Below are 6,236 nucleotides of genomic sequence, written 5' to 3'. Positions count from 1 at the left end.
AGCGGGTAGTGGGAATCGAACCCACCTTTCCAGCTTGGAAGGCTGGAGTATTACCGATATACGATACCCGCATATTTGAGATTTTAAATCTCTTATTTAACCAATTGAATATCCTCATTTTACTTGAGTTTCTTTTAGTTAAACTGGTCGGGGTGACAGGGATCGAACCTGCGACCTCATGGTCCCAAACCACGCGCGCTCCCATCTGCGCCACACCCCGGTAATCATCTTGTTTCGTTTCGCTACATCTCGCAGCGACAATGATTATTCTACATGATGATTTTTAATCCGTCAACACTTTTTTTAATTTTTTTTTATTTTTTTTATTTTATATCTCTTTTATATATGTAACTGGACTTTTTCCCTCAATTAAATCAATGTATCCTAAGGTTTTATCTAACCTTCCCATTCCTAATGAAATACTTCCTGGATTCATCAAAATTAATCCATCCTCTTCTTCTATAATAGGTATATGAGAATGTCCAAATAAAACTATATCTGCTCCAACTTCTTTTCCTCTGTAAAAGATAGAGTTGTATCCATACTTTACTCCATATCTATGCCCATGACACATAAATATCTTTTTACCTTGAAGCTCAATTAGCCTTTCTTCTGGATATAATCCTCTCATATCACAGTTTCCTCTAACAGCATATACTTCCCCTTTGAATTCCTCTGTAATTTCCCTTAGATCTTCTTCTCCATCTCCTAAGAATAAAAGTACATCTGCACTACTAATTCTTTTTTTAACCTTATCTATACTAATTCTATTTCCATGTGAATCACTGATTACAGCAATAAGCATAAAATCATCCTTTCCATTAAGTTAATAATTAATAGTTTATAGTTAATAGTTCATGTTGAAACTCCTTTCTGAGTTTCTTAAATAATATTCTAAAGTCTGCCTAAGCAGACTTTATTCCTTAACTATTAACTAAATTAAAGTATTTCTTTAAGCTTTTTAAGAGCATTTCCTCTATGAGAAATTGCATTTTTTTCTTCCGAGGAAGCTTCTCCAAAAGTCTTATTAAATCCTTCATAGAAGAATAATGGATCGTAGCCAAATCCACCTTCAGTTTTTAGCTCTTCAATAATGTAGCCATCAACCTCTCCACGAACTACTTTAGTTTCACCATTTTCATCAACTAATGATATTACACAAACAAATCTTGCTTTTCTATCATCACCCTTGAAGCCCTTCATTTCTTCTAGTAACTTAATATTATTTTTATAGTCATTCCCATGCTCACCAGCATATCTAGCAGAATACACTCCAGGTGCTCCATTTAAACTATCTACTTCTAATCCTGAATCATCAGCTAAAACTAAAAAATTATCTTCTCCTCTTTTTTTCAAATATGAATAAATTTCAGTAGCCTTTTTCTTAGAATTTTCTTCAAAAGTAATTCCATCTTCTTCTACATCTATGTTAATATCCATATCATTCAAAGAATATACCTCATACTCTAATCCATTAAGTATATCTTTAATTTCTTTTATTTTCTTAGAATTATTACTAGCTAAAACTATTTTTTTCATATTATTTTCCTTCTCCTGTTCCAATCCATAAAGAATCCATCTTTAAGCAATCTTTTTGTAATTGAATCATTTGCTTTATTCCTTTTTCCGCTAAATCTAATAATTCATTTAATTCTGCTCTATTAAATGGAGCCTCTTCGCCTGTACCTTGTATTTCAACAAACTCACCATCATCAGTTCCAATGACATTCATATCAACTCTTGCTATCGAATCCTCTTCATAGCATAAATCAAGTAGTTTTTCCTCTCCAACAATTCCTACACTTGTTGCGCATAAAAATTTTCTAATAGGATAAACTTTAAATGGTTTTTGTTTATGTAGTTTGTTCATAGCATCAACTAAAGCTACAAAAGCACCACAAATAGAGGTAGTTCTTGTTCCTCCATCAGCTTGTATAACATCACAATCTATCCAAATAGTTTTTTCACCTAAAGCTTTTAAATCAACTACTGATCTTAAAGCTCTTCCTATCAACCTTTGTATTTCCATTGTTCTTCCATCAATTTTTAACCTTGATATATCTCTTGGTTTTCTAGTTGCTGTAGAACGTGGTAACATATTATATTCAGCTGTAATCCAACCTTCTCCACTACCTTTTAGAAATGGCGGTACTTTCTCTTCTATTGATGCAGTACAAATTACCTTTGTATCCCCTACTTCTATTAAAACAGATCCTTCTGCATGTTTTATATAATTTCTTGTTATTTTTGCATTTCTAACTTGGTCATTTCTTCTTGCTCCACTTCTCATTAAAAACTCCTCCATTTCATAATTTTACTTACTATATATTAAATTTCTCCTTTTTTTAAAAATAATGCAACAAATTCTCACTTAACTCATAATATTAATATAAGGATTAATTAAGAGGTGAAGAATTTGAGATATATTGGGCCATTTTTTAGAATGAATAGCCTTTCTGAAAAGGAAATTAACGGACAACTTTTTTATTTATCTAAAGAAGCAGTAAAAACTATAGTACTACAATCCAAATGTGGTTTAGTTTCTAAAATAAAAAAGAATAAATCATCTTCCTCCATTGATATTACCACAAATAGTAATTTTTCTCCACTATTATGTGTTTACAGGAAGTCATCTGCAAACTTTATTCATAGTAAAAATTCAAATGGATTTGATGAAGATTCTTTCAAAAAAGAAATTAACCCAAGTACTAATGCTTTAATGACTTTATGCTTATTAGAATTGCTAGATTACTATAGAAGTTTTGAGAACATAGATAGTAGTAATTATGCCTTGTATGATTTATACAATAGTATATCTAAGGATCAACTTGAGTTTTACTCTTCAAACCTACGAAACGGTGAAGGAGTTTTCGTAGATAAGAAGAACTTGCTAGAAAATAATGCTAGAAACTTTAATTTAGTTGATAAAGATAATAAATTTAAGTTTTCAGATCAAGCTTTTATGATGCTTGCATATTATATGTTTTCTATTAAGAATCCAAAAGATGATGTTTCAGAATCATACGCGGAGTTTTCATTACAAATTTTAAACATGTTTTATGACTTTAAAGATAAATTATACGAATGCTCACTAGATGAAATTTGTAAAGTTCTACTATCATTAAATATTTTATATAGCTATAAAAACGATAATGAGCTTAAGGATTTTATAATAGATTTAGCTGATTATGCAATGTGTAAATTTGATGAAAAGGACTATTATGTTGACTCTTTAGATACATCTGCATTATGCTCATTAGTTTTAACCCTATCTTATAAACATACAAAAATAATATCATTTTTAGAGAAATCTACTGAAATAATAAATCGACTATACTCTTTATATGATGAGGATAAGGGTTCTTTTTATAAGTTATCATCAAAAAAAGAAATTAAATATTCCTGCTTTGATATTACATTTTACATTTTAGCTTTTATTATTTATGATGATGTATCTACTAATTCATCTGAGCATAGAAATATGATATCTACTGTTTATAAAAAGTTTATAATAAACTCAGGAATAATTTCTAGTTGGCCTGAGGCACCTACATTAGATGATTATGAACGTTATCGAGGCTTTACTTTAAGCTCAAAAGATATGGTAGATGAAAGTTATTTTAGAATGCCAGATATCCCTACCCCTGAAAGCACTGGGGTTGCACCAATATTTAACAAGTATGTTACTTATAATAAACGTAAAGATACATTTTCTAATACCAAAAATACATTTGATAGTTACAGGAATTTTTTAAACTTCTTCTTACTTATTCACTTATTTAAAGATGAATATATGACTGAACTAGGATTAATTCCTGTTGAGGTCGCAGATAATAATGATATACGCGATGACAACTCAACTACTATTGAAGAATCCGAAAACTCAATTCCTAAGGTTGAAGCAGATATTGTAACAGAAGTTCCATCTGATGAATTAACATCTAATTCTGTTGATAATACATTTATAACTGTTGATGAATCAATTTTAACTGAATTAAGCGATAGTGATAAAAATAATAATGAAGCTAACCCACCATTATCTAATTAATAAAATAAAGTCGGCTTATGCCGACTTTATTTCACTTTACCTATTTATTTAATAGCACTGAAATCTATATTGCCATTACCATCTAGAATATTTTCATCTTCAGTATCATTAACTGCTATAGTATTATTATAAAATAATAGTGGTAACACTCTATAATTATTAAAAAGCTCTTCTTCTATCTCTGCAAATAATTCTTCTTTTTCAGCCTTAGAATTAGAATTATTTATCATATCCCTTTGACTTTTGGGAAGAAAACTTGATATTGTCGCAAGAAGCTGTTCATCATCTTCTAACTTAGCATATACATTTACTAATGCAATATCATAATAATTTTTTTCACTAATTAAATTCATATCATCTTCAGTAAGCAAATTGCAAACTAAAGTTATATCTGTATTTTCTTTAAACCACGCTGTTAAATAATCAGTTATATCTTTATTTTGTAAGCTTTCTTTTGCTACAAGGACTATTTTACTTGGCATCTCTACATCACTTTTGAAATTAACCATAACATTTCTGCTTTGCAACTTTGTTAAATCATCCTTATCCTCTCTAAAATAGCTACACTCAGCTAATTCAAGAAGTAAATCATTTTTATTCTGATATTCTTCTATAGCTTTACTAATCAATCTATATATTTCATTTTTGACTTGATTTGAAAAATTTTCATTATTCCCATTAAAAGCTAAGTAAACAGCTTCATCAGATGGACTTTCTACTAATTTCCCCTCATCTTTAAGCCTTTGTAATTGACTTGTAGGTGGATTCATAACAATATCTCTTTCACCTATTTCAAAAGCAGCTAATGCCAAATCTTCACTATCATCCTTAACTAAATGTATTGTTTGAGCCAATTCTGCATTTGAATTATCAGCTCTCTTTAAAATTATTTCAGAATCACTCATTGAAGAAATATAATAGTTGCCTGAATATGTAATGGAACTATAATTTTTATCTATATCCTCCCAAAACAGCAACTCTTTTCTTACTCGATACTGTGGCTTAGTTAGTTCCTCAATAAATCCATCATCCTTTGAATTCAATCTAATTTTCAAACTATCTTCAGTACTAGTTATAGCAACAGTATTTGAAAATGAATTACTACTATTTATATAATCTTTTACACCAAATACATTTAATAATGCAGAAATTTCACTTTCTTCCGTAATTACTTCTCTAAAAAAATCTACAATATCGTTAGGGGTAATCTTACTGCCATCACTCCAATAAATATCATCTCTAATTTTAAATACATACTCTAATCCATCATCACTAACAGTGTAGTCCTGAGCTAAAACTGGTTTTATATTACCCTCAGCATCTAACTCCACTAAGCCTTTGCTTGTAGCACATACTATATCTTGTTCTCTTTTATTTAATTCACCAATAGATTTTAAATTTTCTGGTATACTTGTTATTGAATAAACAATATCTGCAGTATTACTTTCACTTTCCTGTGGTGTCCTATCTATAAAACTTAATAATATAATTATTGTTACAATCGAAACAGAAATAGTTGCTATTATCTTTTTCAAATTTATTTCCCCTCTCTTGTTATACTTTTCTATAATTATAGACATAATTATAGAGAATTAATCTTTTTCAATAATAAGTAAATTATTTTTATAGAAATTTTCCCAATTTATGATATAATCATTTAAGTAAGATTCAAAATTTTACATTTTGTCAATCGAACTTAACTGATACCCTAAATCTTAGATTTAGAGTAGTAGAAGTTACACTGTGTGTACTAAGCCACTGAAAGAAGCTTAGTTTCCTTTTATATTTTTATGGAGGTACTAATTATATGACAACTGCAATGCAAATAGTTCAAATAATATTTCAATCAGTAGCAATAATATTTATGATTTGCTTTATGTTCATTGGAATATGGTCTTTCATAGCTTTTTTAAAAATGCTTAAAAATCAAAGAATTCAAACATTTTTACTTGAAAAAATAAATAAAAGTATTTCAGCACTTGAAAATGATACAAAAAAAAATGATCCACTTTATGAACCTGAGTTCTTAATGGATGATTCAATTACTAACGATGATGATAACATTATAAAGTTTGATGATAATATAATATAAAAAAGTAGTTACAAATGAATTGATATGCTCCCTTTATAGTAGACAGTTAAAATAATAAAACTGTCATTACTATAGAGGGAGCAATTTTTATGGGAA

General features: G+C 28.9%; 6 protein-coding genes and 2 tRNA genes. 2 read left to right on the top strand and 6 right to left on the bottom strand.

Annotated features, from left to right (window positions below):
* The 5 genes from HCG70_RS17005 to rph all read right to left on the bottom strand — a co-directional run bounded on the left by HCG70_RS17005 (nucleotide 1) and on the right by rph (nucleotide 2,290).
* A tRNA-Gly gene (locus HCG70_RS17005) sits at nucleotides 1-71 on the bottom strand.
* A 73-nt stretch (nucleotides 72-144) separates the two neighbouring features.
* Nucleotides 145-220: transfer RNA gene (locus tag HCG70_RS17000), tRNA-Pro, on the bottom strand.
* Between the two features lie 108 nt (nucleotides 221-328).
* Nucleotides 329-805, bottom strand: coding sequence for a metallophosphoesterase (locus HCG70_RS16995; RefSeq protein WP_042402919.1), 477 nt, complete (start codon nucleotides 803-805; stop codon nucleotides 329-331).
* A gap of 134 nt (nucleotides 806-939) precedes the next feature.
* Nucleotides 940-1,539: an XTP/dITP diphosphatase gene (locus HCG70_RS16990; RefSeq protein WP_042402917.1), complete on the bottom strand. Its 600-nt coding sequence runs from the start codon at nucleotides 1,537-1,539 to the stop codon at nucleotides 940-942.
* Nucleotide 1,540: 1 nt separating this feature from the next.
* Nucleotides 1,541-2,290 (bottom strand): ribonuclease PH, encoded by a 750-nt coding sequence (gene rph, locus HCG70_RS16985; protein ID WP_055275630.1) that lies wholly within the window; start codon nucleotides 2,288-2,290, stop codon nucleotides 1,541-1,543.
* A gap of 117 nt (nucleotides 2,291-2,407) precedes the next feature.
* Between rph and HCG70_RS16980 the strand changes: the two genes are divergently transcribed.
* The gene (locus tag HCG70_RS16980; protein WP_396021007.1) at nucleotides 2,408-4,048 is read left to right on the top strand and encodes a hypothetical protein; all 1,641 of its coding nucleotides are present in this window, start codon (nucleotides 2,408-2,410) and stop codon (nucleotides 4,046-4,048) included.
* 44 nt (nucleotides 4,049-4,092) lie between these two features.
* On the opposite strand, the gene HCG70_RS16975 is transcribed toward HCG70_RS16980, so the two are convergent.
* Entirely contained in the window at nucleotides 4,093-5,583 is a 1,491-nt protein-coding gene (locus tag HCG70_RS16975; protein ID WP_042402910.1) for an ABC transporter substrate-binding protein, read from the bottom strand.
* Between the two features lie 272 nt (nucleotides 5,584-5,855).
* Here HCG70_RS16975 and HCG70_RS16970 point away from each other — a divergent pair, with 272 nt between their 5' ends.
* Nucleotides 5,856-6,140 (top strand): hypothetical protein, encoded by a 285-nt coding sequence (locus HCG70_RS16970; RefSeq protein ID WP_052330770.1) that lies wholly within the window; start codon nucleotides 5,856-5,858, stop codon nucleotides 6,138-6,140.
* The last annotated feature ends 96 nt before the right edge of the window (nucleotides 6,141-6,236 follow it).

The sequence above is a fragment of the Clostridium sp. K04 genome, assembly GCF_019734375.1.
Classification (GTDB): Bacteria; Bacillota; Clostridia; order Clostridiales; family Clostridiaceae; genus Clostridium; species Clostridium saudiense.
The sequence above is the reverse complement of the archived record's forward strand: the minus strand, read 5'-3'. Positions and strand labels throughout refer to the sequence as shown.

Bases quoted from the DNA above. Each gene is read 5' to 3' on its own strand.
- HCG70_RS16995 (WP_042402919.1), bottom strand. From the start codon at position 805: ATGCTTATTGCTGTAATCAGTGATTCACATGGAAATAGAATTAGTATA.
- HCG70_RS16990 (WP_042402917.1), bottom strand. From the start codon at position 1,539: ATGAAAAAAATAGTTTTAGCTAGTAATAATTCTAAGAAAATAAAAGAA.
- rph (WP_055275630.1), bottom strand. From the start codon at position 2,290: ATGAGAAGTGGAGCAAGAAGAAATGACCAAGTTAGAAATGCAAAAATA.
- HCG70_RS16970 (WP_052330770.1), top strand. From the start codon at position 5,856: ATGACAACTGCAATGCAAATAGTTCAAATAATATTTCAATCAGTAGCA.